The organism is Pseudomonas sp. FP2196, assembly GCF_030687715.1.
Taxonomy (GTDB): Bacteria; Pseudomonadota; Gammaproteobacteria; order Pseudomonadales; family Pseudomonadaceae; genus Aquipseudomonas.
Window position 1 is genome coordinate 5,161,341 of sequence record NZ_CP117445.1, and the last position, 24,161, is coordinate 5,185,501.

Sequence of the window (24,161 nt, forward strand, 5' to 3'; positions counted from 1 at the left end):
ACCTGGGGCGTTTACTGGCTCAAGCGTCGCAGATACAGGGCCGGATATTAATCTTGCCTGACGATATCGACCGAGATCTCCACTGCCGCAAGAGTGCCTCTGTTCTCAAGCCAGTGCGTGGTGTTTCTATCCTCGGGCCAGCCCACTCCCGGCCCATAGTCAGTGGCGACTCCATTTCGATGGTCAGTGATGGATCCTTGCAGTATGTAAACGATACCGGGCCTGTCTCTATGGTTATGAACCGGCCCGAAGACACCTCCAGGCTCAATGGTCACCATCCGCATTCTAAGTTGACGCCCTGCCATGCCCTCAATCTCAGGGCCGAGGTCAATGGTTGCAAGTAACGTCACCGCAACACCTTTTGTCTCAGGTGCAACCCGTTCGTTGATCATCACGCGCACCTCTCTGGCTATACAGAAACGACTCGATGTGAGCGCCTTCAGAGCGATCACATGTACTTATCAGCGTAGAAGCAACTGAGCTATGTCGGGCGCTTGTTGCGCACGATGCCCGGGGCTAACGGCTGCCCTTGATCCGCAAGAAAGCTCGCCAACACATGAAGGGCAAATACCTCTATGGTTTGCGTCCTGCACGGTCGGCCGATAAAGTCCCACAGACTTTTCCCCCACGGACGGAGAGCCCGCGTGTTTTCAGCCTTGCCCTTGAGCCGCTTTCGCCTGCCAGCCCTGACGCTGATCATCAGCGCCCTGACCCTCACCGCGTGCAACGCCCCACCCGCCTCGACCCTGCCTTTGGCGCCGGAAGCCGCCTCCGGTTATCGCACCGACCTGCAAACCCGTCACGCCAGCAAACACATGGCCGCCGCGGCGAATCCGCTGGCCGCTGAAGCCGGTCGCGAGATGCTGCGCCAGGGCGGCTCGGCGATTGATGCGGCGATTGCCATGCAAGCGGTGCTGACGCTGGTTGAGCCGCAATCCTCCGGGATCGGTGGCGGCGCGATGATCGTGCTGTGGGACGGCAAACAGGTGCGCACCTATGACGGTCGCGAAACCGCACCGGCCGGCGCCACCGAGAAACTGTTCCTGCAAGCCGACGGTAAACCGATGCCGTTCCCGCAGGCGCAGATTGGCGGCCGGTCGGTCGGCACACCGGGCGTGTTGCGTGCGCTGGAGATGGCGCATAAACAACACGGTCGCCTGCCGTGGGCGAAGCTGTTCGAGCCGGCGATCAAACTGGCCGAACAAGGCTTTGCGATTTCCCCGCGTCTGTATTCGCTGCTGGCGTCAGACCCGGTCATTCGTAAATCGCCGGACATGGCCGCGTACTTCCTCAACCACGACGGCAGCGTCAAAGCCGTCGGCACGCGTCTGCAAAACCCGGCATTGGCCGCGGTGCTCAAACGCATCGCCAACGAAGGTGCGGACGCGCTTTACAAAGGCCCGATCGCCGAGGAAATCGTCGCCAAGGTTCAGGGCCACGCCAACCCCGGCAGCCTGTCCTTGAACGATCTTCAACGCTATCAGGCCAAGGAGCGCGCGCCGCTGTGTACCGACTATAAACGCTGGCAGGTCTGTGGCATGCCGCCACCGTCGTCGGGCGGGATCGCCGTGGCACAGATTCTCGGCACCTTGCAGGCGCTGGAGACCCGTGACCCGCGCCTTTCGCTGACCCCGCTCACCCCCCACAAGACGGATAAACCGGCCGGCCTCGAACCCGATCCACAAGCCGTGCACCTGATCGCCGAAGCCGAACGCCTGGCCTACGCCGACCGCGCGCAATACGTCGCCGACACCGACTTCGTGCCAGTGCCGGTCAAAGGCCTCATCGACTCAGGCTACCTCGCCAGCCGCGCCAGCCTGATCGGCGAACGCAGCATGGGCAGCGCCAAACCGGGCACACCGCCGGGTGTGCAGGTGGCCTACGCGCCGGATCGCTGGCCGCTGCGCATCTCCACCTCGCAAGTGGTGGCGGTGGATGACCTCGGCGGCGCCGTGTCGATGACCACCACCATCGAGGCCGCGTTCGGCTCACACCTGATGGTTCAAGGCTTTCTGCTGAACAACCAGATGACCGACTTCTCGTTCATCCCCGAAGAGAACGGGCAGAAAGTCGCCAACCGCGTCGAACCCGGCAAACGCCCACGCTCGTCGATGGCGCCCACGCTGATCTTCGACCGCAACAGCGGCGAATTCCTCGCCAGTGTCGGCTCACCGGGTGGCTCGCAGATCATCGAGTACGTGGCGAAAACCACCGTCGGCCTGCTCGACTGGAACCTCGACCCGCAAAGCGCCATCAGCCTGCCAAACTTCGGCAGCCGCAACGGCCCGACCGAACTGGAACAAGGCCAGTTCAGCCCGGCGCTGATTCAAGCACTGAAGGACAAGGGCCACACGGTGAATGAAATCGACATGACCAGCGGCACCCAGGCCATCGTGCGGGTCAAGGATGCGCAGGGGAAAGTGTCGTTGGCGGGTGGCGCGGATCCACGGCGTGAAGGGGAAGCGTTGGGGGATTGAGGCTACGCAGTGAATGGAAAAGGCTTACCGGGAGGTAGGCCTTTTTTATGCTCTGAGATCGAGTTTTTTCTTGGCAATCACGAATCAGCGACTAGCCACCAAATGCGCACCAAACAGCAGATAACAACCGCCCGCCAACCGATCCAGCCATTTACGTGACCGCTCGTAAACACCGGCAATCCGCCGGCTGGCAAAGAACAGCGCCACGCTGCAATACCAACTGAACGACAACGTGGCCATGGTCATCACCGCCAGCGCCAGCAGCAACGGCGGTATGTGAGCCGGCATTGCGGTGGCGAAGATGGTGGCGACAAACAGCGCCGACTTGGGGTTGGTCATGTTGCCCAGAAAACCGCGCGCGTAAGCGCCAAGCAATGTTTGCTCCGATGAATCTGATGCGCCGGGGGCAATGGGCGCCTTGCGTTTGAATTGCTTGAGCCCGAGATAGATCAGGTAACAGCCACCGGCGATCTTGAAGCTCAGGTAAAGCGCCGGTGCCGCGCTGAACAATGACTGGATGCCCAGGCCGCCCGCCAGTCCCCACAACACCGTTCCGCTGGCAACACCGAGCGCCGCTACCACGCCATGGCGGCGGGAGCGGCTAACGGCGAGTTGAGCGATGTTGAAGAAGTTCGGGCCAGGCGTGACCACCGCAACCGTCCACAACAACGCAAGCGACAGCAACGGAGCGAGATAACTCGAAAGGGAAAGGTCCATGGGGCACGTGCCTGATTGGTTCGACAATGCCCCTACCTTGCAACATTCGGTAATGGTTTGCCATCAGCCTGCGTTAAAGCGCGAGCGTCTTGCCATCCACCGCATCACCAATCGTCAGGAAATGCCCGCCTGCTACGTGGTGCAAGGTGCGCAGGCCGTCATGCCCCTCGAAATGCCAGCGCCCCTCACTGAACACACGTTCATCGGCGTGGGCGGCGATGACCTCAGCGAGAAACAAATCGTACTGTTCGTGATTGCGCGGTTCGGGCAGCAAACGACATTCCAGCCAGGCCACACATCCATCGAGCAGCGGCGCTTCGACCTGTTCACCGCTAAAAGTCTGCAAGCCATACGCCTGAAACTTGTCCTGTCCCTGGTTTTGAGTGATGTCCAGACCTGACGTGTTGCCGACGGTTTGCACGATGTCGGCCTGATTGACGCATGGCACGTTGAGCACGAAGGTACCTGAGGCCTCAAGCAATTGCCGAGTCCAAGTGGATTTGTCGAGCACGACGGCAACTTTCGGCGGTTCGAAATCCAGCGGCATCGCCCATGCGGCGGCCATGATGTTGCGCTGGCCGTCATGGGCAGCGCTGACCAGTACGGTCGGCCCGTGATTGAGCAGGCGGTAGGCTTTGTTGAGGGGCACCGGGCGGCGGTGGGAGTCGCTCATGGGGATCTGCTCCGGGGAAAAAAGGAACAGATTGTAGCGCCAGACCACAGAAAGAACTGCTGGCGAAGGAACCCTGTAGGCGCTGCGGCACGCTGCGATCTCTTGATCTTGGCCTTGATCCTTAAACCAAAATCAAAAGATCGCAGCCTCGTTTCACTCGACAGCTCCTACAGGGATCAGCGTGCAGATCAATGGGACAGTTGATTGGCGAACTGGCCGACTGCGTCGACCACTTTCTGCGCACCGTCCTGAATCTCGACGATCACCGTGCCCGCCTCCGCCGCCAGCGCCAGGCCTTGCTCGGCCTGGAGTTTGCCGTCGGTCATCAGCGCCACGGCGTTGCGCGCCATTTCCTGGTTCTGACGCACCACGCCGACGATTTCCTCGGTCGCCTGGCTGGTACGTGAAGCCAGTTGTCGCACTTCATCGGCCACCACCGCAAAGCCGCGTCCCTGCTCGCCCGCGCGAGCCGCTTCAATGGCGGCGTTAAGCGCCAGCAGGTTAGTCTGTTCGGCAATGCCGCTGATGGTTTTGACGATGCTGCCAATCACCAAAGACTGCTCGTTCAACGCTTCGATGCCTTCACCGGCGGTCTGCATGTGCCGCGACAGATCGCGCATCACGTTGACGGCCTCGGTGACAACGGTCGTACCGCGCTGAGCGGTGCTGTCGGTCTGCTGCGAGGTGCTGTAGGCAATGTTGGCGGCCTCGGCGACGGCTTGTTCGCGATTGACCTGATCAGTGATGACCGTGGCGAACTTCACCACTTTGTACAGTTTGTTGTTGGCATCGACCACCGGGTTGTAGGACGCCTCCAGCCAGACTGTACGACCATGGCTGTCGACACGCTTGAAGCGGTCGGCCACGAATTCGCCGTTGTTCAAGCGGCGCCAGAAGTTCTGGTACTCGGCGCTGTTGTATTCCTCTGGGGTGCAGAAGGTGCGGTGATGTTTGCCCTTGATTTGCGCCAGGCTGTAACCCATGCCGTTAAGGAAGCGCTCGTTGGCGTTCAGCACATTGCCATTGAGGTCGAATTCGATCACGGCAGTGGAGCGCACCAGCGCGCCGATCAGGTTCTCGTGTTCGCGGGAGGCTTCGATCGTGCGGGTCAGATCGCTGGAGTAGATCGAGATGTGCTTGATCCGCCCGTCCGAAGAGCGCACGGGCTGAGCGATCGAGCGCAACCAGGCTTCATCACCATTGCCACGCAACAGACGCACGGCCCCGGCGAAGTGCTCGCCTCGGCTCATCGCGTTCTTGAAACGGTGGTGGAATTCGTCGGACTTGACGTGGGTCGGCACGATGTCTTCAAGCGCACGGCCTATCAGGTCATGGCTCTTGTAGAGCATCTCGTTGAGGAAGTTCTGGTTGACCGATTGAATGCGTCCGTCCGGCTCAAGGGTAAGCACCAGCATCTCGCTTTCCAGGCTTTCCTTTACCTGCACAAGACTGGAGAGTTCTTCACGAAGAGCGGCCAGCTCTTGCTTCAGGCGTTTGTTGAACATGGAAAAGCACCGATGGGCAGGGTAGTAAGCGGGATACAGCCTAACCATCGGCCTTGGAAAACTTTTCTGAAGAGCGCTTGAGACCGGCGAGTCAAAAATAGTTCTGGTGTTGGGTGTCAGGCAGTTCCGGCCACCTGACATTGGCCGGTGCGTGGCATCCGCGAACCGAAATACGCCGCACTGAGGATCCCCACCACGCCCATCACCGCGCAGAAAATCACGCAGATCCACGGGCTCCACGGCATCAGACCGATCAACAACAGCGGCGTGATACTCGCCCACGCGGCGTAGGCAATGTTGTAGGTGAAGGAAATGCCCGACACGCGGATACGCGCCGGGAACAAACCGACCATCACCGATGGCACCGCACCGACGACACCACACGCCAGACCGGCCACGGCGTAGGCCAGGCCGACCCAATCAGCTCCCATGATCAGACAGCCATAAAGCACGGCGATGCCCAGCGGCAGCAGCAGGCTGTAGAGCATGACCGTGCGCCAGGCACCGATGCGATCAACCAGCAGACCGGCGATCACGCAACCGATGTTGAGGAAGACGATGCCCAATGCGCTCAGGGCAAAGGTGTGGCTAGCGGTCATGCCGAAGGTTTTCTGCATCATGGTCGGGGTGATGACGACGAACACCACTACCGCCGAGGTCAGTACGCAAGTCAGTAGCATGGCCGGCAGCATCGCCAGCCGGTGCTCGCGCAATACAGTGCGCAGCGGCAGTTCAACGCGCGCTTCGCGCTGCGCTTCCATCGCCATGAACACCGGAGTTTCGCTTAACCAGCGACGCAGATAGACACCGATCACGCCGAATACGCCACCGAGCAGGAACGGATAGCGCCAGGCGTAATCGAGGATTTCCGCCGGGGAGAAGACCTGCGCCAGAAAGGTCGCGGTCAGTGCGCCAATCAGGTAGCCGAACGTCAGCCCGGCCTGCAAAAAGCCCAGCGCATAACCACGATGGCCGGTCGGTGCGTGTTCGGCGACGAACACCCAGGCGCTCGGCACTTCACCGCCGACCGCCGCGCCTTGCAGGATGCGCAGCGCCAGCAATAGCAGCGGCGCGAAATAACCGATCTGCGCATACGTCGGCATGATCCCGATCAACAGGCACGGCAGCGCCATCATCAGGATGCTCAGGCTGAAGACTTTCTTGCGTCCCAAGCGATCGGCGAAATGTGCCATCAGGATGCCGCCCAACGGCCGCGCCAGATAACCGGTGACGAAAATCCCGAAGCTTTGCAGCAGGCGCAGCCACTCGGGCATTTCCGGCGGGAAGAACAACTGGCTGAGGGTCAGTGCGAAGAATACGAAAATGATGAAATCGTAGATCTCCAGCGCCCCGCCAAGGGCCGCAAGGCCGAGGGTCTTGTAGTCGGAGCGGCTGAACGGCGAAGGTTTGGCCGTGGTTTGGGCAGTCATGGCAAAGAACTCGGGCAGGCAAAAAACCAAGGCGCCCATGGTCTACGCAAATGGACGGATGGACAACCCGTTAGACCATAGTCATGGTTCTGCAAAACCTGCTCACAAAGAATGGGCAGTTGATTTACTGTTAATGCCTGTCCTGCCAGGCGAACTCCACCGTCGGCAAGCCGAGCCGGGAACCCTGTAGGAGTGAGCCTGCTCGCGATAGCGTCGGCACTATCAACATAGAGCTGACAGACACACCGCTATCGCGAGCAGGCTCACTCCTACAGGGGATATATGTTTCGTCTGCAAGACCACAATAACCATAAAAATCCGAGGTACTCCCGTGGCCGTTGATATCGAAGATAGCCGCTCTGCGCGCTTTGCCTTGCGCTGTTCAAACTTTGCCGAACGCTGGTTTCCCGATTCCTGGGTATTCGCCGCGTTGGCCGTCATTATCGTTGCACTGGCCACGCTGGCCATGGGCGCCAAACCCACCGCTGCCGCCATGGCGTTCGGTGACGGCTTCTGGAGCCTGATCCCGTTCACCATGCAGATGGCTTTCGTGGTGATCGGCGGCTACGTCGTCGCCAGCTCGCCCCCCGCCGTAAAACTGATTGATCGCCTGGCACGCATTCCGAAAAACGGTCGCTCCGCCGTGGCCTGGGTCGCCTTGATCTCGATGGTCGCGTCGCTGCTCAACTGGGGTCTGTCGCTGGTGTTCGGCGGTTTGCTGGTGCGCGCCCTCGCCCGCCGCACCGATCTGAAAATGGACTACCGCGCCGCCGGAGCCGCTGCCTACCTTGGCCTCGGCGCGGTGTGGGCGCTGGGCCTATCGTCGTCGGCTGCACAGTTGCAGGCCAACCCCGCCAGTCTGCCGCCGTCGATCCTGTCGATTACAGGCGTTATTCCGTTCACCGAAACCATTTTCCTCTGGCAATCCGGCGTGATGCTGCTGGCGCTGATCGTGATTTCGATCATCATCGCCTACGCCACCGCCCCTGGGCCGAACTCTGCGCGCGACGCCAAGGCCTGCGGCATCGACCCGGCCTTCAACCTGCCGCCGCTACAACCGCGCACGCGTCCCGGCGAATGGCTGGAACACAGCCCACTGCTGATCATCGTGCTGGTGCTGCTGGCGGCGGGATGGCTGTTCCACGAGTTTTCGACCAAACCGGCGATCAACGCGATTTCCGGTCTGAACACCTACAACTTCCTGTTCATCATGCTCGGCGCGCTGCTGCACTGGCGTCCGCGCAGCTTCCTCGATGCAGTGGCGCGTGCGGTGCCGACCACCACTGGCGTACTCATCCAGTTCCCGCTGTACGGCTCGATTGCCGCGCTGATGACCACGGTCAAAGGCGCTGATGCGCAAACTCTGGCGCATCACATCTCGACCTTCTTCGTCAGCATCGCCTCGCACGACACTTATGCGCTGTTGATGGGGGTGTACTCGGCGATTCTCGGTTTCTTCATCCCGTCCGGCGGCGGCAAGTGGATCATTGAAGCGCCGTACGTGATGCAAGTCGCCAATGACCTGCAATACCACCTCGGCTGGGCGGTGCAGATCTACAACGCCGCCGAAGCACTGCCGAACCTGATCAACCCGTTCTACATGCTGCCGCTGCTGGGCGTACTGGGTCTGAAGGCGCGGGATCTGATCGGCTTCTCGTTCGTGCAATTGCTGGTGCACACGCCGCTGGTGTTGTTGTTGCTGTGGGCGTTGGGGACGACATTGGCGTATACGCCGCCGGTGATGCCGTAAACGTATCGACCTGACGACATAGAACACTTGTGGGAGCCAGCCTGCTGGCAATTGCAGTGTGTCAGTCAACTTCAATTCTGACTGATACACCGCTATCGCCAGCAGGCTGGCTCCCACACTTCATTCTCGGCGCATTCAAACCTGTAATCCCTGCGTCACACTCCCTTGTTAGCGTCCGCCCGAAACATACTGAAACATTTAAGCAAAAACGGGCGCGACATGAACGACGATACAGACAGCAAAGACCCCTCCTCGCCAAAATCCGATAACCCCACCGATACCAGTCGCCGCCGCTTTCTCGGTGGCGTCGCGGTACTTGGCGTTGGTGCAACGCTGGCCGGCTGCAGCAACGCCGGTGATCAACCAGGCAAACCGGCCGAGCGCCCGCTGACGCCCGCCGAGCTGGACAAGGCCCTGCGCGATCAGGTGAAAACCGTGGTGGTGATCTACGCCGAGAACCGCAGTTTCAATAACCTGTTCGGCGATTTCCCCGGCGTCGAAAAGCCGCTGTCAGCGCTCAAGCCTGCTGACTATCAACAGCGCGACCGCGACGGCAGCCTGCTGCAAACCCTGCCGCCAGCCTGGGGCGGTGTGTTGCAGATCGGCCCGCAAACCATTGATGGCGTGACCTATCCCAACGCGACACAGTTTCAGGAAAACCTGCCCAACGCACCGTTCGCCCTCAAAGGCCCGAGCGGCGAAGACTTGCCATTCGGCCTGGTGACACGCGACCTATGGCACGTGTTCTATCAGAACCAGATGCAGATCAATGGCGGCAAGAACGACGGTTTTGTCGCCTGGGCCGACGCCGGTGGCTTGACCATGGGCCACTACGCGCAAAGCCGTTATTCCCTGCGCCTATGGGACGTCGCGCAGGAGTTCGTGCTGTGCGACAACTTCTTCCAGGGCGCCTTCGGTGGCTCGTTCCTCAACCATCAGTACCTGATCAGCGCCACCGCGCCGTTCTATCCGGACGCTGCCAATTCGGTGGCCAAAAGCCAAATCGCTGCGCTGCAAAGCGATGACCCGGCCGATCCACGGCTCAAACCGCTGGCACAATCACCGACCAGTGCCATGACCGGCCCGCCACAGTTTGGCCCGAGTGCGCTGACGCCGGACGGTTTCGCGGTCAACACCCTCGCCCCGCCCTACTGGCCGACGTGGATTCGTGACCCGGAGCGTCCGGCGCACTCGAAACCCGATCTGCCCAACGTGTTGGTGCCGCAGACCCACGAGCACATCGGCGACAAGCTGTCGAAGAAGAACGTCGACTGGGCGTGGTACGCCGGGGCGTGGCAAGCGACGCTGGATCAGTACAAGGATTCCGGTGGCATTCCGAAGATTCCGAACTTCCAGTACCACCATCAGCCGTTCAACTACTTCAAGCAGCAAGGCCCGCAGAATCCTGTCGAGCGCAACAAACGCCTGCGCGACGCTGGCTTGGGCGACGAGTCGAGTACCAACAAATTCTTCGCCGATGCCGAGGCGGGCAAGTTACCCGCCGTGAGTTTCTACAAACCTCAAGGCAACCTGAACATGCATGCTGGTTACGCCGATGTGGCTTCCGGTGACCGGCACATCGTGCGTGCGCTGAAGGTACTGCGCGAAAGTCCGCAGTGGAAAAACATGGTGGTGATCGTCACGGTCGACGAGAACGGTGGCTGGTGGGATCACGTCGCACCGCCCAAAGGCGATCGCTGGGGCCCGGGTTCGCGGGTGCCGGCGTTGGTGGTGTCGCCTTTCGCACGCAAGGGCACGGTGGATCACACGGTCTACGACACGGCATCGATCCTGCGCCTGATCACCCGAGTGTTCCAGCTGGAGACCCTCGACGGGCTCAAGCAGCGCGATGATGCAATGACCGCACGAGGCCAGAAACCCATGGGGGATTTGACCAACGCCCTGCATTTTCAGGTCTGAGAGCGAGTCCTGCGGCGTGACGTAAAAATCTGCGAATGATGGCTTCTCTGTGTCACAGCGCTGATCCAATATGAAGCGCCCCAAAAATCGGGGGGAAACCACGCTGAAAAGGATCTGAGCATGTTCAAATTCGCAGGACTTACCCTCGCCGCGCTCACACTGAGCGCGGCCGCCCACGCTGATGTCGACCTGAAACTGGGCAGCACCGAGCGCGTCACCCGCCTCTTCGCCTACCCCAACAACTGCAGCGTGATCTGCTTTCGCAATTGGTCGCTGGAGCAGACCGTCGCCCATTATCTGAACCAGAGCGTGCAGCGCGATGGTTATACCGATGCCAAGGTGCTGGTGAAGAACGATAACGGCCAGATTTACGCCGAAATCAGCGGCGTGCCTGAGGGTTACGACAAACCGCTATCTGCTCTGCTTGATGCCGGTGATCTGGCTTATACCGGCGCGAGCAAACTCAATGCCGACGGCAAATGGGCCTATAGCTGGTACCTGTTCCTGCCATTGGGCATGGCGCTGGAAAACCGCAAAAGTGTCGAGTTGTTGCACTTCCCGCCAGATTATTCGCTGACCCAGGCTCAGGATTATCTGCGCTCGAACACCACGGATCGTTGGGCGACACTGTTGACGGTCAATGGCATCCCTGCCGAGCAGACGCCGGCCTTCCAGACCATCATCGACATCGCCCCGATTGCTGCGCCGTCCAATGCCGGCAGTGATCTGGAAAGCGTCTATGACTACTTCAAGGATTACCAGACCACGCTGGTCAGCCAATTCAGCCAGACCGCCAAGGGCACGACGCTGCCGATGGTCGCTTTCGGTGCGCCGGTGCGTAACTGGATCAAGCAGCAGTATGGGCCGACGGTCAGTGTGCTGGGCCTGGCAACAATCAGCCCGAGCGAAGGCGTAAAAGTGCCGGTGCTGGGCTCCAACCATCCAAGTTATATCTGGTATGCCGCCGACCCCAAGAGCTACACCGGCGACGATGCGCAAGCCAAGGCAGACGCAGCAGGCCTGAAAGTCATGGGGCAGGATTTGAGCGCCGCTTGCTGGCAGGCCGGGATGGGCAGCAAACCGGGAAGTGATCCGCAGACTACGCTCAGCAGTTGCACCCAGACGTGGCAGGTGACGCAAAAGGTCAAAACCTGCGAACTGTTTTACACCTCAATCCGCAACCTGAAGCCGGAAGAGGCCGCTGCCAAGTGCGCCACCACGCCGATCAAGGCGCAACTGCAACAGCTCAAAGCCCCGCTACCAGCCGCCGCGGTTCCCGCTCCGCATCTGTAATCGAGCAGTTGTGATTCCCGTGTCAGTCATGGCTGACGCGGGAAAGCGTCTATCTCGACTGTCAGATCTGACAGTAGACCGGCTATAACTGTTACGAATAGATTGGATCCAAAGAAACGTGTCACCGTATTGACAGGACGTCAATCAAGGAAGTCGCAACCCCTTGCGACAAGGATTGTTATGAATAGCCACGCCGTTGCTGGATCCGCTCCCCGCGATACCGAGGGCATCTACCCCTTCACCGGTTTGCCAGTGCGCCTCGGCTTTCCGTCCTGCGCCGACTTCGAAATCATCCACGATGAGAACGGTATCCCGACAGGTGTAGCGGCGCGCCGTGAATTTCTGCGCACAAGCCGGATGTGTCGGGTTTCCGGACAATTACTGCCCTATCGCTGCCGACAGACCCGACAACTGATGACCGGCATCCATATCTACGATCCGCGCTTTTGCGGCGTGTTTGAACACGCCTGCGACCCGAACGTGTTTCTCGACATGAGCGAACTGTGGCTGTGGGCACTGAAAGATATCCACAGGGGCGAGCGGCTGACCATGGATTACGCCGCAACCGAAGACAAACTGCTGCGGCAGTTCGCCTGCGGTTGCGGTTCCAAGCGCTGCCGCGGGTGGATCACCGGTTACAACGAACCTCCCAGCGTCGAAGGCCAGCATTTTCTGCAACGCTGGCATCAGCGCGGATAAGCCTTGGGTTACGGCGCACCGACCGGACGCAAGCGGTATTGCGGCGGCAGTTGCTCGAAACCGCTGATGGTCGTGTTCAGGCTTTTCCAGCGACCGTCCTTGATGCCATAGATGCAACCGTGAATCGACAGGCTCTGCCCGCGATGCCAGGCGTTCTGGATGATGCTGGTGTGGGCGACGTTGGCCACTTGCTGGATGACGTTGAGCTCGCACAGCCGATCGACCTGCTCTTCTTCGGTTGGCAGCTTGGCCAGCTCTTCACGTTTTTCGTAGTACAGATCGCGGATCGAACGCAGCCAGCCGTCGATCAGGCCGAACTGACGATCCTGCATCGACGCCCGTACACCGCCGCAGCCGTAGTGGCCGGTGACCAGAATGTGTTTGACCTTCAGCACATCGACCGCGTACTGGATCACCGACAGGCAGTTGAGGTCGGTGTGCAGCACCACGTTGGCGACGTTGCGGTGAACGAACAGATCGCCCGGCAGCATGCCGACGATCTCGTTGGCCGGCACCCGTGCGTCGGAACAGCCGATCCACAGATATTCAGGGGTTTGCTGACGCGCCAGCTTGGCGAAGAAATCCGGGTCTTCCTTGGTGATCGCGTCAGCCCAACGCTCGTTGTTATCAATCAGGTCTTGTAAGTCATGCATGCTGTAAGGCCTCAAGAAAGATGCGCTGCTTTGACAGACAACCGTCCGTCGGGGTCACGCCAGAACCGCAAGTGATTTCATTGGAATTCTCGGGTGCCCGGTGAGTCCACCTAGTAAGGCCCACACTATGAGGATTTGCCATGACTGATTCACGACGCCCTTTTGACGCGGTGCAACCGGAGCCCATCGATGATAACGAAGACCGCATGGGATCGGTGCATGAGCTCGATTTCGACGACGAACAACCCAGTGCGAAGATCGGTGATGAATTGCCCGAGCGCGAGCGTGAGCAGTTGATGCCTGAGGAGCGTGTGCGTAAGGCTGGCCTCACAGGTGCATCGAATGCTGAGCACGAGCCGACTGATGACGATATGAGCCCGGAAACGCTGATCCATGAAGATGGGGCACGGGATGCCGGTGAAACGGGAGAAGACAATCCGGCGGATTGGGATTTGAGCGTGGTCGATGAAGATGACATCGGTGGCGGCAATGGTCTGGATGAAGCGGAATTGGCGCGCCGTGATCCGATTGATGGCAACCGCTGATCACCCGCCATCATGCGATCCCCTGTAGGAGCTGCCGCAGGCTGCGATCTTTTGACTTTGATTTTTGAGAGTCAAGATCAAAAGATCGCAGCCGTCGGCAGCTCCTGCAGCATTCAATCAACCAGTGTGCAGGCCATGACCACAGCATCTTCACGCCCGCCAACAGCCGGATAGTAATCCCGACGCCGGCCAATCTCATTGAAGCCATAACGCTCATACAGCTTGAACGCTGCGGTATTGCTGTCACGCACTTCGAGGAAACACTCGCGAGCCTCGGCGGCATACGCCCGCGACATCAGATGTTCGAGCAACGTCAGCCCAAGCCCACGCCCCTGATTTTCCGGTTTCACCGTGATATTGAGCAGATGCGCCTCATCGAGAATGATCTGCACCACCCCGTGGCCGACCTGCTGCTGACCTTCGAACATCAGCCAGATCTGGTATTTGCCCAGGCCATCGAGAAAAATCCCGCGAGTCCACGGGTGGCTGTAAGCGGCGTACTCAATTTTCAACACGGTTTCCAGATCCGCCTCGGTCATCGGGCGAAACGTTACAGCGTCACTCATTCGATTCTTTCCAGCGCGCCATCAGCCGACGCATGGCTTGCCACACAGCGGCCTTGCGCTGTGGCTCTTCCATTAACAATTCCAGACCGGGAATGGCCCAGGCCGACCCCAGACCTTCGATCTGCAATTCACGATTGAATGCTTCAGCGTCCGCTTCACCGGCAAAACGCACCGCCGGCAGGCCGATCAGCCACAGGCAGGCGCACGGCGCCGCTTCCATCTGTACCGAGAGGAATCCCTGCACAAAGTCGCGCGCCGCATCCGGGCCCTGATCCATCGTGCCGCGATTCAACCACGGCCAGCGCACGGGCTCGCCGACGATCTGCGGCGCATCCGGCAGACCGGCGGCGCGCAGCATGTCTTTAAGCAGCAAATAGGCGGGATCACGGCTCTGGAAGGGTTCGCCTGTGGGTAACTCCACCAGCAGCAGGCAACGCCCGGCGCGCAGCAATTGCAGGGCGAAACGCGGTGGCGGCACCGGGGCCGGTTTGGCGACCACCGGCGTGTCGTCGACCTCTTCCACCGGTTTCGCACCGGTGCGGGTGCTCGCCAGCGACGGACGCGGTACTTCGATCTTCGGTCGCTCGGCCGGACGCGCGGCAGCCACTGGTACCGGGGCTTCGGCCTGCGGTGCCAGCAACGCCGGAACCTCAACCTCAGGCTCGGGCATGTCCAGCAGCTCGGGCCGCGACGGGGCGGCGAAGGGCAATTCGGTGCGCGGCAGCCAGTTGACCACCTGCATGGCGTTCAAATAGGCGCGGCGGCGGGACTCGATAAGCAAAGGTCGGCCACTTGTGGATAACTGAAAGTGCGCTGATTCTAACGCCCTTCGCTCAAGATCGCTTGCTGTTGATCGATAGCCTTGGCCTGAGCTCTCTACCTTAGAAAATGCGACAGCCCGTCCCGAGAGTGAATCGCATCCTTCGTGATGCAGTACAATCGCGGCTTTTAATCGCCAACCAGCCGGCCATTCCGATGATCGAACCCAAGCGCGTCTTGCGCGCCCTCGCTGAACACTGGGCACTTCTGGAGCCACTGTGCGAGCACTTCGACCAAGGCACCTTGAGCCTCAACGAACTGCGCACGCAACTGGCCGCCCAACAACTGGACAGCACGCCGCAGGACATCACCAGCCTGCTCGACGTGTGGATTCGCCTCGATATTCTGGTGCCCGTGGCGAAAAGCCCGAACCGTTTCGAGCTGAACGCGCAGATCCACGACTTCCTCGCCTACCTGCGCCGTGAGCACCGTCTGGGCCTGTGCCTGGAAATCGAAGCCTATCTGCGCCACCTCGAACGTCTGGCCGGTTACATCCAGGACGCGTTCGACATCCGTGACGGCAACGACCTCGCCCGTCAGTTGCGTCTTCTCGATATGCGCGTGCGTGACGTATTGAAGAAGCTCGACAACGACGAACAGGCGCTGGTGGCCGTGGCCGAACGGGCGAAAACCAGTGACCGGCAGATTCCGTTGCGTCAGCGGTACGCCGAAGTGCTGGCGACCTGGGACGAATACGTCGAGCCGATGATCGATCTGGTGAACGCCGACGGCGCCTTCGAACAAGGCGTGCGCAAGGTCGAAACCGTGCTGCTGAAGATGCTCAGCGAACAGCAGCGCCTCGGCCATCTGGTCGATGACGACATGCTGCTGCGCACTCACGCGCGCATCCTTGAAATGCAGACCAGCGCCCAGCTGACCCTGCGTCACGCCCGCGAATTGCTGCTGCCGCTGCGAGAAGAAGCGCGCCGGCACAACGCCGTGACCCGTGGCGCCGCACTCGCATTGGCGGCGATTCGCCGCAAAGGCATCGACGCCGTGCCGCAAGCCGCGATGCCGCTGTTCACCCGCCCGCAAAGCACCTTCCTCGGCAGTGCCAGTCAGGTCGAAGCCTACGTTTACGCACTGGCGCGTTTCGAGCCGAAACCGGCGCGCTTCCCCAAGGCGCACAAGATTCAGAAAGGCGAGGCGCCACGTGCGCCGCGCACCGTGCGCGAGATGGTCGACCGTTGCGAAGAATCCCTACCGATGCCGGATCTGATGACCTGGCTGCTGGAGCAGGAACCAGACGGCGCCACCGACGAGTTGCTTTACTGGTTCTCGCGCCTGTCGCGGGAAAAACGCTTCAAGCGCGAGCGTCTGGAACGCCGCGAATACCACACTCACGAGCACCAGGTCAGCCTGCGCTCCTTCGCCCTGCTCTCGGCCCGCGACACCGCCGCCGAGGATTCTGCGAGCATCCCAAATGCATCTTGATCTCTCCGAACTGTCCCAACTCGCGCCGATCTTCCGCGAGCTGTTCAAAGGCTACCACGTCAGCCGCCGCGACCCGGAGCTGTACGCGCAACTGTCGAACTTCCAGGATCAGTACCGCACGCTGTTCAAGGCCCTGGGGTTTGAACTGGTCTGCGACACCCGTGGTTTCTACTACTTCGTGCCGGACATGGCCGCGGCGGCGGTGAACAAGACTGCCCAGCGGCTGGCGCTATTCACTTTCATCCTTGTCGAACATCTGGCCGACCAGGGCCGTGACCCGATCGCCGTGCTCGACGGCGGCAGCCTCGGCCGCGAAGAACTGCCGTCGCTGCTGGAGAAGTACCGCGACCTGTTCATTCAGGCCGAAGTACAGACGGTTGAAGAGCTGGAAGAAAAAATCATGCGCCGCATGACGCAACTGGGTTTTGCTGGCGAAGAAAACGGCGTTTACCGCTTCCTGCCACCGATGCACCGCTTCCTTGACGTGTGCCTGTCGGTCCAGCAAGACCGCGATCTGGCCGCCAGCGTCCACAGCGTTCTGCCGCTGCCGGCGCCCGTGCTGATCGACGAAGCCGCCGAAGCCAAATTCCTCAAGACCGACGATCCGCTCGACTTGAGCGAATTTGACGAAGAAAGCGAAGAAGACGCACTGGCCCGCGCCATTGCCGAAGAACAGGAGTCCGACGCATGAGCCAGGAACGCTACGGCATCCGCCGCTTTGCCCTTTTGAACACCGCCGGTTACAGCCTCGGCCTGTTTCCGCTGGAAGAACCCTTGTCGGTCTACGGCGCGAACAACCTCGGTAAATCGGCGTCGATCAACGCGTTGCAGTTCCCGATTCTGGCGCGCATGTCGGACATGAGTTTCGGCAAGTACAGTCTGGAACAATCGCGGCGTTTCTACTTCGCTTCCGACACCAGTTACATCCTGGTTGAAGTGAACCTGCCCCACGGCCCGCACGTGATCGGCGTGGTCGGTCGCGGCCCGGGTGGCGGTTTCGGTCACCAGTTCTTCGCCTACGCCGGCAAGCTCGATCTGGCGCATTACCAGAAAAACGACACCTGCCTGCGTCAGAAAGAGCTGTTCAGCAACCTTGAGAAGGAAGGCCTCAAAGCCTACGAGCTCAAACCTGATGAACTGCGTCGCTTGCTGGTCGGCGGTCACACGTCGATCCCGCTGGATCTGACTCTGATTCCGTTGCGCTCCACCAGCGAGCAGAGTCTGAAGACCTTCCGCGCGCTGTTCATCAACCTCCTGCACATGCGCGAAATCACCGCGGCCAAACTCAAGCAGTTGTTCCTGGATGCTTTCGAGCACAGCCTGCGATCCGGTAGCGTCGATTACATCGCCGCGTGCGAAGAAGCGTTTCGCGACGTGCGCCGTATGGAACAGGACTACAACTCGCTGGTTGCCGCTGGCCCATTGGTTGAAGCCTTGGCCAACGGCGTGAAACAACGCGACGTGCTGCGCGGCAAACTGCATCGCCTGTCGCCGTTGCTCGACTCTTTGCTCGGCACCTGGTCGGACTACGCCAGTGCGCGCAAAGAAGAGCTGACCATTCAGGCCGACCACTACCGTGGCGAGCAGGATGCGCTGCAAAACAATCAGCGCGGCGGCACTCAGGAACTGATGCGTCTGGAGCGGGAAATCTCCGGCATCCAGCGCTGGCTCGGCGAGCTGTCGGTACTGAAAAACCGCTTCGCGCTGGTCGACGACGTCAAAGTGCTGGAGCAGCAACTGCTGGCGGCCAAAGATGCCCACGACGAACTGGCCGGCGCCCTGGCGCAATCCCGTCAGTTCAGCGCCGAGGATCTGGAAGAGCGTCTGCGCGATCTGGAAAAACGCCTGAAGTCGGTGAAGCAGCAACTCGATCACGCCGACAACAACAGCTATGCGCGCCTGCGCGAAGAATTCTCGCAGCAGGACGTCGAGCGCCTGATGCGCCTGTTCAACAGCGCGCTGTTCAGCCTGCCGCTGGGCGAACACGGCATCACCCTCGACGAAGATGGCGAGTGGGTCAAATCGGTTGAGCTGATTCTTGATGGCTTCAAGGGCGAACGCTTCGAAGTGCCGGGCCTGTCGATCGACATCTCGCACATCGAGCCGCCGGCCCTGCAAGCGCTGGCCGACCGTGCTGCGCTGCGTGATCAGAAAGAGCGTCTGGAAAAAGAACTCAAGCAACTGAAAACCCAGCAAGCTGTGGCTGCCGATCGCGCCGCGAGCAAGACCCAGACCGAAGCGCTGTACCAGCAAGTGCTGGATGCGCAGAAAGCCTTGGAAGACTTCCGCCGTACCCAGACGCTGAGCGCCGAAGAAGGCGACAAACTCGAACAACTGGCGCAGATGGAAGGCGCGCAGGACGAGCTCAAGCGCTCCAGCGATGCGTTCACCGAGCGCGTCCAGCAACTGTCGGCCAAGCTGCAACTGGTCGGCCGACAGATCGCCGACATGGAAGCCAAGCAACGCACCCTCGATGACGCTCTGCGCCGCCGTCAGTTGTTGCCGGCGGATCTGCCGTTCGGTACGCCGTTCATGGATCCGGTCGACGATTCGATGGACAACTTGCTGCCGTTGCTCAACGACTATCAGGACAGTTGGCAGGGCTTGCTGCGCGCCGATGGCCAGATCGAAGCGCTGTATGCGCAAGTGCGCCTCAAAGGCGTGGCCAAGTTCGACAGCGAAGACGACATGGAGCGCCGTCTGTCACTGCTGATCAATGCCTATGCACACCGTACCGACGAAGCCCTGACCCTCGGTAAGGCCCGCCGTGCAGCAGTCACCGATATCGCCCGGACTCTGCGCAACATCCGCAGCGACTACGACAGCCTTGAACATCAACTGGCGCTGTTCAACCGCGAGATCAACAAGCGTCAGGTCTCCAACCTGCAGAGCTTCCGAATCGTGCTTGCGCCGAACAAGGAAGCGCTCAAGCACATCGATCAGATCATCCACAGCGCCGGTCAGTACGAAGAAGGCGAAACCCTGTCGGTGTTCGATCTGAGCCAAAGCGCCGAGCAGGACAACAAGAACGAAGAGGCCAAGGAATACCTCGCACGGCTGGTGGCGGCGAACCACAACCAGCTCGGCCTCAAGGATTTGTTCGAACTGGCGTTCGAGATCACCAAGGTCAACGGCCAGCCGGTTATCCACACCGACATCGACGGCGCGGCGTCCAACGGCACGACCATGACCATCAAGGCGCTGACCAACATGTACTTGTTGCTGCACTTGATGGATCGCGATCAGGCCGGTCGCGTACGCCTGCCGTACTACCTCGACGAGGCAGCGGACATCGACGAGAAGAACCAGGCGGCACTGCTGGAAACCAGCCTGCAACTGGGCTTCGTGCCGATTCTGGCGAGCGTGAAGCCGCAGGTCTGCGCCAGTGTCGCCATCGACCTGGAAGGCGGCAGCGGCCCGGCGGGGATCTACATTGACGAGGCGGACTGGAAGTACATCCGTCGCCATGATGTGGTGAAGGCGACCCTCAATGTTGAAGCGGATGAGCCGGAGCTGGATGAGGTTTGATCGGCTTTAGCTGATAGCAATAAAAAGGGCCGCGATCTGCTTGGATCGCGGCCCTTTTTCATGGCTTGAGTTTGTGCTGATTTTTAGGGCTTCATCGCTGGCAAGCCAGCTCCCACAGGTTTTGCGTCGAACACGGATTGTGTGAGCACCGCCGACCACTGTGGGAGCTGGCTTGCCAGCGAAGGCGTCCTCACAGACGCCCAATTATTACCGGCTATTTGCCGAGTGAAATCTTCGGCGCCCAGGTCAGCCACTCATCCTCGAACTTGTCGAACAACGGGAATGTCTGCTCAGCCCGAGCCGGATTACCCATGCGCTCGCCATCCGGCGTGGCGAAAGCTATCCCGCCCTGAATCGCCGTCTCAAGCGACTCCGTGCGTACCGTCAAACCATTGAACAGACCGATATCGAAACCCACGCCACTGGTGTTCCAGAAGCGGCTGCCCGTACGCACCAACGGCGCATATTTCGGCTCGATCAGAATATGCACCAACACTCGGTCGGCGGTCTGGCCCAGTTCATAACCGGTGACCTTACCGACGGTGATTTCGCGGTAAGTCACCGGCACGCCCGGCTTCAACGAGCCACGACGAGCAGCACTCAACACCAGACTCAAACCCGCCTCTTGCTTGGTCACTTCCGGCGCATTGGCCAGTGCCACAAAGTTCTTCTGCGGGCCAAGGTTCTTCGCCGCCGGTTGCACCTCAATGTATTGCCCGGTGACCAGCGTTTCCAGGTTTGAAGTCTTCATCAGACCCAGCTCCGGTTTGACCACCCAGAACTGACTGCCAACGCGGGCAATTTTTTCCGGCACTTCAGTGATGCGCGCGGTCAGGATGACCGATTGCAGATCATCAGTCAGATCGACACTTTCGATCTTGCCGACATCAAGTCCCTTGAAGCGAACCGGCGTGCCACTGCGTAAACCGTCTGCGCGATCGACTTTGATCGTCACCACGGCGCCTTTCTGATTGGCCTCGTCATGGTTGGCGAACAGACGGAAACGCGGGATGCGCTTCTGCAACGGCGCCTTGGCTTGCGGGGTTTCGAAAGCGATGCCGCCGGCCATCAGGGTTTGCAGTGACTCGCTCTTCACCTGAATCCCACCCGTCAAACCTCCGGTCAGTGTGATACCGCTGACATTCCAGAAACGGGTCGAGGCATTGACCAGGTTTTCGTATTCCTTATCGATGTGCACACCGATGACCAATTGCTTCTTGGTCTTGGAGAACTGGTAGCTTTGCACCGAACCGACCTTGACCTGCTTGTACAGAATCGGGCTACCCACATCGATTGAGCCGAGGGCATCGGTGAACAGCACCAGGTGCAGGCCCGGCGAGCGCAGATCCAGCGGCGGCGCTTTTGGCCTGGCCTCGAATTCGCGTTTCGGTGCCGCACCTTTGTCGCCCGGGCGTACGGCGATGTAGTTACCTTTCACCAGCGCCTCCAACCCGGTGATACCGGCGAGGGAAATCGACGGTTTGACCACCCAGAACTGAGTGCCATCGACCAGATAGTCCTCAGCCAATGGATCAAGGGTGAGCTCGGCTGTGGCGCTGTTCAAATCCGGATCAACCTTCAGCGCTTTCATGTTGCCGACCTGAATGCCTTTGTACATCACTGGCGTGCGGCCGGCCTGCAGGCCTTCGAAGTCGCTGAGTTTGACCTTGACCCGAATCCCGGCAGCGGCGGCATCGAAGTCTTCATAGAGACGGAACGGCAGGCTTGGATCTGTCGGTGGACTGTCCTTGCGGTTCTCAGGCGTGGCAAAAGCGATACCGCCGGCAACAATACTCGCCAAGGATTCGCTACGCACTTTTACTCCGGACAGATTGGCATCGATGCTGATGCCGCTGGCGTTCCAGAAACGCGTGTGTTTGCGCACGAGTTTGGCGTAGGTCGGCTCGATAAAGACTTTGAGTTCGACCGTGCTTTGATCTTCGGAAAGCAGGTAGCTTTTTACCTGGCCAACCTTGATCTGCTTGTAGAACACGGGACTCCCGCGATTCAGCGAACCGAGGCGATCAGCCTTGATCGTCAGGTGCAGACCGGGTTTGGCGTCGGACAGCGGCGGCTCCTCAGCCAACGCCTTGAATTTGCGCGCAGGCTCGCCTTCGCCAGGGCTGATGGCCACGTAGTTACCGGACACCAGGGTTTCCAGACCGGTAATACCCGCCAAGGTCACACTTGGTTTGACCAGCCAGAAGCGGGTGCTGGTCTTGAGGTACTGCCCGACGTCCTTGTTCATTTCGACCGTGGCAATCACCCCCTTGGAGTTGCCTTCGTCGTCGAGTTTGAGCGCCTTCACCTTACCGACCGACATGCCTTTGTACATGACCTCGGTCTTGTTGGCCTGGATGCCTTCGCCGCTTTCGAAGCGCACCTGGATCTCGATACCGGTTTCGGAATAGGCACGCCAGCCAAGCCAACCGCCGATGATCAGCGCAATCAGAGGCAGTACCCAAATGGCAGACCAGTTCGAGGCCGGTCGGGTTTTCGCTACGGGCAAATCAGTCATGGTCGTCGTCCGACTCCGTGTTATCCCAAATCAGTCGGGGATCGAAAGTTACTGCGGCGAGCATCGTCAAAATCACCACAGTGGCGAAAGCGATGGCGCCAAGATTGGCTTCGACACTGGCAAGCCGGCCGAAATTGACGACCGCCACCAGAATGGCGATCACAAAAATATCGAGCATCGACCAGCGGCCAATGAACTCGATAAAGCGGTACATCCAGATGCGCTGACGCGCGGACAACGGCTGACGCCGCTGCACCGAAAACAGCAGCAGGGCGATGCCGACCAGTTTAAACGTCGGCACCAGGATACTGGCGATGAACACCACGGCTGCAATTGGAATCATGCCGTGCTGCACCAACTGGATCACGCCGGACATGATGGTGCTCGGATCGCCCTGCCCCAAGGAACTGACAGTCATGATCGGCAGTACGTTGGCCGGAATATAGATAATCGCAGCCGTGATCAGCAGTGCCCAGGTTCGGGCCAGACTGTTTGGACGGCGAGCATGAACCGAGGCCCCGCATCGTGTGCAGGTTTGCTCATCGGTGTCCGCTTCCTGCCTGTTCAATTCGTGGCATTCGGTACAAATCAGAATGCCCGCATCAATCGCCCGCATGAGCATCCTCTCCAGATAACGCCTGCCAGATCTGATGCGGCGACATCACCACTTCCAGCCAGACCTGTACCAACAACAACGCAATGAAACACACCAGGCCGAGACCGACAGTAATGGCCGCCATGTCCGCCAGTTTGACGATCGCCACCAGTACGCCCATGAGGTAAACCTCAAGCATTCCCCAATCTTTGAGGTGATGGTAAATGCGATAGAGCAACAAACCGTAGCTGCGACCGATGTTGAAGCGGATCGTTAGCAATACGATCAACTGGCAGAGCAATTTGATTAACGGTATGGCCATACTGCACAGGAATACGACGATCGATACACCTTGCATGTCCGTGTTGAACAGACCGACCACACCGCTCCAGACAGTGTCGTGCGACGATTGCCCGAGTAGATTGAGCTGCATGATGGGTAAAAAGTTCGCTGGCACGTACAGCAGCAGTGCCGCGATTACCAAGGCAAGGCTACGCTGCACCACGTTATGGCGGTGGGCGTATAGCTCGTAACCGCAGCGTGGACAGAGAGCCTTCTCGCCGTGGGCAAGTTTTGGCTTGCGCATCAGCAGGTCGCACTCGTGACAGGCCACCAGGTCTTCCAGCGGTAAATCTGACAGCCCGTGGGCGTCAACCGACTCTGACATAAAGGCTCTGGCTCCGAATAAGGTGGGGCTATTCTAGTGTTCTGATTCGAAAATAACTGTGCAAATTTGTTCGTTGTCGCGAGTAAAAAACTTTCCCGCGGGCAAAACAAAACCCCAACTGCTTTCGCAATTGGGGTTTCGGAATTTAATCTTGACGATGACCTACTCTCACATGGGGAAACCCCACACTACCATCGGCGATGCATCGTTTCACTGCTGAGTTCGGGATGGGATCAGGTGGTTCCAACGCTCTATGGTCGTCAAGAAATTCGGGTACTGAGTCGTGACCAGTTGGTCTCGCTTCAGCAAATTGGGTATGTGACAGCTTTCGGTGTTTTGTGAACATCGAACTTTCGGTTCGTTTCGTCTTCA

Annotated in this window: 20 protein-coding genes, 1 rRNA gene and 1 pseudogene; 9 read left to right on the forward strand and 13 right to left on the reverse strand. The window is 59.8% G+C overall.

What is annotated here, in order from left to right; genetic code table 11:
* Window positions 1-47 precede the first annotated feature (47 nt).
* Complete coding sequence (locus PSH79_RS23090) at window positions 48-392, reverse strand: cupin domain-containing protein (RefSeq protein WP_305439781.1); 345 nt, start codon at window positions 390-392, stop codon at window positions 48-50.
* A gap of 252 nt (window positions 393-644) precedes the next feature.
* Between PSH79_RS23090 and ggt the strand changes: the two genes are divergently transcribed.
* The gene (ggt, locus tag PSH79_RS23095) at window positions 645-2,477 is read left to right on the forward strand and encodes a gamma-glutamyltransferase (protein ID WP_305439782.1); all 1,833 of its coding nucleotides are present in this window, start codon (window positions 645-647) and stop codon (window positions 2,475-2,477) included.
* A gap of 84 nt (window positions 2,478-2,561) precedes the next feature.
* Here ggt and PSH79_RS23100 read toward each other — a convergent pair whose 3' ends face one another.
* The 5 genes and pseudogenes from PSH79_RS23100 to PSH79_RS23115 form a co-directional block, all read right to left on the reverse strand.
* Window positions 2,562-3,194 (reverse strand): LysE family translocator, encoded by a 633-nt coding sequence (locus PSH79_RS23100; RefSeq protein WP_305439783.1) that lies wholly within the window; start codon window positions 3,192-3,194, stop codon window positions 2,562-2,564.
* Window positions 3,195-3,267: 73 nt separating this feature from the next.
* Entirely contained in the window at window positions 3,268-3,867 is a 600-nt protein-coding gene (locus tag PSH79_RS23105) for a flavin reductase family protein (protein WP_305439784.1), read from the reverse strand.
* 188 nt (window positions 3,868-4,055) lie between these two features.
* Window positions 4,056-4,664: a methyl-accepting chemotaxis protein gene (locus PSH79_RS28285; protein WP_370872681.1), complete on the reverse strand. Its 609-nt coding sequence runs from the start codon at window positions 4,662-4,664 to the stop codon at window positions 4,056-4,058.
* A pseudogene (locus tag PSH79_RS28290) lies at window positions 4,644-5,513 on the reverse strand (PAS domain-containing protein); the annotation flags it as partial. The pseudogene PSH79_RS28290 and the gene PSH79_RS28285, both read right to left, overlap by 21 nt.
* Window positions 5,489-6,802 carry an MFS transporter gene (locus PSH79_RS23115; protein ID WP_305439787.1) on the reverse strand — a complete coding sequence of 438 codons (1,314 nt, stop codon included), beginning with the start codon at window positions 6,800-6,802 and terminating at the stop codon, window positions 5,489-5,491. The gene PSH79_RS23115 and the pseudogene PSH79_RS28290, both read right to left, overlap by 25 nt.
* 331 nt (window positions 6,803-7,133) lie before the next feature.
* On the opposite strand from PSH79_RS23115, the gene PSH79_RS23120 reads away from it, so the two are divergent.
* The 4 genes from PSH79_RS23120 (at window position 7,134) to PSH79_RS23135 (ending at window position 12,464) form a co-directional block, all read left to right on the forward strand.
* Window positions 7,134-8,552, forward strand: coding sequence for a short-chain fatty acid transporter (locus PSH79_RS23120; RefSeq protein ID WP_305439789.1), 1,419 nt, complete (start codon window positions 7,134-7,136; stop codon window positions 8,550-8,552).
* 219 nt (window positions 8,553-8,771) lie between these two features.
* Window positions 8,772-10,472 carry an acid phosphatase gene (locus PSH79_RS23125; RefSeq protein ID WP_305439790.1) on the forward strand — a complete coding sequence of 567 codons (1,701 nt, stop codon included), beginning with the start codon at window positions 8,772-8,774 and terminating at the stop codon, window positions 10,470-10,472.
* A 120-nt stretch (window positions 10,473-10,592) separates the two neighbouring features.
* Window positions 10,593-11,765, forward strand: a complete 1,173-nt coding sequence (locus PSH79_RS23130; RefSeq protein ID WP_305439791.1) for a hypothetical protein — start codon at window positions 10,593-10,595, stop codon at window positions 11,763-11,765.
* A 180-nt stretch (window positions 11,766-11,945) separates the two neighbouring features.
* Window positions 11,946-12,464 carry an SET domain-containing protein-lysine N-methyltransferase gene (locus PSH79_RS23135; RefSeq protein WP_305439792.1) on the forward strand — a complete coding sequence of 173 codons (519 nt, stop codon included), beginning with the start codon at window positions 11,946-11,948 and terminating at the stop codon, window positions 12,462-12,464.
* Between the two features lie 8 nt (window positions 12,465-12,472).
* Here PSH79_RS23135 and can read toward each other — a convergent pair whose 3' ends face one another.
* Window positions 12,473-13,117, reverse strand: a complete 645-nt coding sequence (gene can / locus PSH79_RS23140; RefSeq protein ID WP_007951756.1) for a carbonate dehydratase — start codon at window positions 13,115-13,117, stop codon at window positions 12,473-12,475.
* A gap of 140 nt (window positions 13,118-13,257) precedes the next feature.
* On the opposite strand from can, the gene PSH79_RS23145 reads away from it, so the two are divergent.
* Complete coding sequence (locus PSH79_RS23145) at window positions 13,258-13,662, forward strand: serine kinase/phosphatase (protein WP_305439793.1); 405 nt, start codon at window positions 13,258-13,260, stop codon at window positions 13,660-13,662.
* 113 nt (window positions 13,663-13,775) lie between these two features.
* Here PSH79_RS23145 and rimI read toward each other — a convergent pair whose 3' ends face one another.
* Together rimI and PSH79_RS23155 are read right to left on the reverse strand one after the other, a co-directional pair.
* Entirely contained in the window at window positions 13,776-14,228 is a 453-nt protein-coding gene (rimI, locus tag PSH79_RS23150; protein WP_305439794.1) for a ribosomal protein S18-alanine N-acetyltransferase, read from the reverse strand.
* On the reverse strand, window positions 14,221-14,970 hold the full coding sequence (locus tag PSH79_RS23155; RefSeq protein WP_305444069.1) for an energy transducer TonB: 750 nt from the start codon (window positions 14,968-14,970) through the stop codon (window positions 14,221-14,223). The genes rimI and PSH79_RS23155 overlap by 8 nt, the downstream gene beginning before the upstream one ends.
* Before the next feature lie 233 nt (window positions 14,971-15,203).
* Here PSH79_RS23155 and mksB point away from each other — a divergent pair, with 233 nt between their 5' ends.
* From mksB to mksF, 3 genes are read left to right on the forward strand one after another with little or no spacing between them, the layout of a single operon-like run.
* Entirely contained in the window at window positions 15,204-16,481 is a 1,278-nt protein-coding gene (mksB, locus tag PSH79_RS23160; RefSeq protein WP_305439795.1) for an Mks condensin complex protein MksB, read from the forward strand.
* Window positions 16,471-17,172, forward strand: coding sequence for an Mks condensin complex protein MksE (gene mksE / locus PSH79_RS23165; protein WP_305439796.1), 702 nt, complete (start codon window positions 16,471-16,473; stop codon window positions 17,170-17,172). Before mksB ends, mksE begins: the two co-directional genes overlap by 11 nt.
* Window positions 17,169-20,009: an Mks condensin complex protein MksF gene (gene mksF, locus PSH79_RS23170; protein ID WP_305439797.1), complete on the forward strand. Its 2,841-nt coding sequence runs from the start codon at window positions 17,169-17,171 to the stop codon at window positions 20,007-20,009. Before mksE ends, mksF begins: the two co-directional genes overlap by 4 nt.
* Before the next feature lie 214 nt (window positions 20,010-20,223).
* Here the strand turns inward: mksF and PSH79_RS23175 are convergent, their stop codons facing one another.
* From PSH79_RS23175 to rrf, 4 genes are all read right to left on the reverse strand, one after another.
* A complete protein-coding gene (locus tag PSH79_RS23175; protein WP_305439799.1) occupies window positions 20,224-22,527 on the reverse strand; it encodes a PqiB family protein in 2,304 nt (767 codons plus the stop codon).
* A complete protein-coding gene (locus tag PSH79_RS23180; protein WP_305439801.1) occupies window positions 22,520-23,143 on the reverse strand; it encodes a paraquat-inducible protein A in 624 nt (207 codons plus the stop codon). Before PSH79_RS23180 ends, PSH79_RS23175 begins: the two co-directional genes overlap by 8 nt.
* Window positions 23,130-23,789 (reverse strand): paraquat-inducible protein A, encoded by a 660-nt coding sequence (locus PSH79_RS23185; protein ID WP_305439802.1) that lies wholly within the window; start codon window positions 23,787-23,789, stop codon window positions 23,130-23,132. Before PSH79_RS23185 ends, PSH79_RS23180 begins: the two co-directional genes overlap by 14 nt.
* 149 nt (window positions 23,790-23,938) lie before the next feature.
* Window positions 23,939-24,054, reverse strand: a 5S ribosomal RNA gene (gene rrf / locus PSH79_RS23190).
* Window positions 24,055-24,161 lie beyond the last annotated feature (107 nt).